Here is a 1,794-nt window from a genome sequence, read left to right on the forward strand (position 1 = left end):
CTTCTGTTGTTGCTTTTGTATCTTCTTTTGTTGCTTCTGTTGTTGCTTTTGTATCGTCTTTTGTTGTTTCTGCTGTTGCTTTTGTGTCATCTTTTGTTGCTTCTTTTGCTGCTTCTTTACTAGTTAACGTCACAGTTTTAGTTGCACTATCCCAACCTACTTCTTTTCCAACCGCTTCGGCTACCGCTCTAACAGGCAAATAGGTTGTCCCTTCATAAATAAAAGGCTCTTTCTCCATCAACTGTAACCTTAATATCGTTATAGTTTACAGGAACCATAGCATCTGCAACTTTAGCAAACGCCATAGGAGCTGCCCCAATTAACAACGCACCAACCACTGCGCCCAACACTACATCTTTTGCTCTTTGCATTTTCATTCTAATTCCTCCTAATATAATAAATAAACACTATTATAAAATACCATAAATTGTAACTATTTGCAATAAAAAGGGTGGTTTTTTTACGCCACCTCAAAATTATTTCTTCTCAATTACAGGCACTCTACCCTTATTACCAACTTTAAACCCAACAGCTCCGCAACATCCCTAGTCTTAATGCACGTTGTTCCATCCTTACGGATCATATCCACTTCGCATTCCTTGCCATTTACAATGATTTTTTCTCTTGTTACCACTTCATCATCCCTCTCTTCATAATTAAAATAATCCATCAACACCCAATGAGTAAATTTATTCTTGCTTAACGGTACTTCTCTTACCCCATAAGGGGATCCATCCGCCGCTATGTAATATGGTACACCATTTTTCTCACCGGTATAAATCCCCACATGCTCTTTCATCCATACCAAAGCGCCTACAGGAGCCTGTTTAATTGTGCTGATAAGCGCCTTTTTGATTGCACTATCAAATAGTAGTGCAGACCCAAGTACAACCCCTGTACCCCAAGAAATCAGCCCAGAGTAGTCCACACAAACTTTGACACCTTCTTTTCATCAGAATCTCAAACGTACTCTTTTCCGCATTGCCCCTGCAGATAGTTGAAGTTGCCCTGTGTCATCACCACCCCCTTCATACCATATACATAAGGCCTCCCCAGCCCCACCATAGCAAAATTTCTCTATTCTTCCCTTCCCAATTATTGTACTATTGTCTTCGAACTTAATTTCTCCAGTTGGCATTTTAAGCAAAACATATCATACACTTTTATCACCTCCCGTGTAATATTTGCTCTTGCATGTACTACGCATTTGTGATATGCTCAATTTACTGAATCGAAGTAATAAAAAAAACCGTAGTATACACGTAAATGCTTTAAATTCTATGTTTTTTATCGCATTTCCTTAGTATTGTCAATTTTTACGAAAGGTTGCTACTTTATGTATGAGATTTTTGAACAATTATTGCAAAAATATGAGATAACATCCTACAAATTATCGCAATTAATAGGCGTCTCACAATCAACTCTATCTGATTGGAAACGTGGTAGGAGTACTCCAAAACAAGATAAATTACAAAAAATTGCGGATTATTTTGGCGTAACGATAGATTACCTTATGACAGGTATAGAACCTGAACAAAGGGAATTTAACCCTCAACTTTCTGCAAAGGATGAAAAAGACATCTCTAAAAAAGTAGATGAAATATTGTCCCAGCTGAGTACAGGGGACGCCTTGATGTTTGATGGAGAACCCATGGACGAAGAAACGAAAGAATTATTAAGGGTGTCCTTAGAAAATGGTGTTAGAATAGCGAAAATTTCCGCCAAAAAGAAATTCACACCTAAGAAATATAGATAATCTGAAACTTATTAGCTTTGCTCAAAGGAGGGAAGAGT

The 1,794-nt window shown here is 37.7% G+C and carries 4 protein-coding genes; 1 reads left to right on the forward strand and 3 read right to left on the reverse strand.

What is annotated here, in order from left to right:
- The 3 genes from RTK36_RS16425 to RTK36_RS16435 all read right to left on the reverse strand — a co-directional run.
- Nucleotides 1–238: stalk domain-containing protein (locus RTK36_RS16425; protein WP_312048298.1), on the reverse strand; the 238-nt coding region annotated here is incomplete at its 3' end.
- Nucleotides 213–377, reverse strand: a complete 165-nt coding sequence (locus RTK36_RS16430) for a hypothetical protein (RefSeq protein WP_312048299.1) — start codon at nucleotides 375–377, stop codon at nucleotides 213–215. The genes RTK36_RS16430 and RTK36_RS16425, both read right to left, overlap by 26 nt.
- Nucleotides 378–490: 113 nt before the next feature.
- On the reverse strand, nucleotides 491–928 hold the full coding sequence (locus RTK36_RS16435; protein ID WP_312048300.1) for a hypothetical protein: 438 nt from the start codon (nucleotides 926–928) through the stop codon (nucleotides 491–493).
- Between the two features lie 408 nt (nucleotides 929–1,336).
- Between RTK36_RS16435 and RTK36_RS16440 the strand changes: the two genes are divergently transcribed.
- A complete protein-coding gene (locus tag RTK36_RS16440; protein ID WP_312048303.1) occupies nucleotides 1,337–1,756 on the forward strand; it encodes a helix-turn-helix transcriptional regulator in 420 nt (139 codons plus the stop codon).
- Nucleotides 1,757–1,794: the final 38 nt, after the last annotated feature.

This window comes from Anaerotignum sp., assembly GCF_031981185.1.
In the GTDB taxonomy this organism is placed as follows: domain Bacteria; phylum Bacillota; class Clostridia; order Lachnospirales; family Anaerotignaceae; genus Chakrabartyella.

What these genes read in the sequence shown, in the direction of transcription:
- RTK36_RS16430 (WP_312048299.1), bottom strand. Translation starts at nt 377, where the DNA reads ATGAAAATGCAAAGAGCAAAAGATGTAGTGTTGGGCGCAGTGGTTGGT.
- RTK36_RS16440 (WP_312048303.1), top strand. Translation starts at nt 1,337, where the DNA reads ATGTATGAGATTTTTGAACAATTATTGCAAAAATATGAGATAACATCC.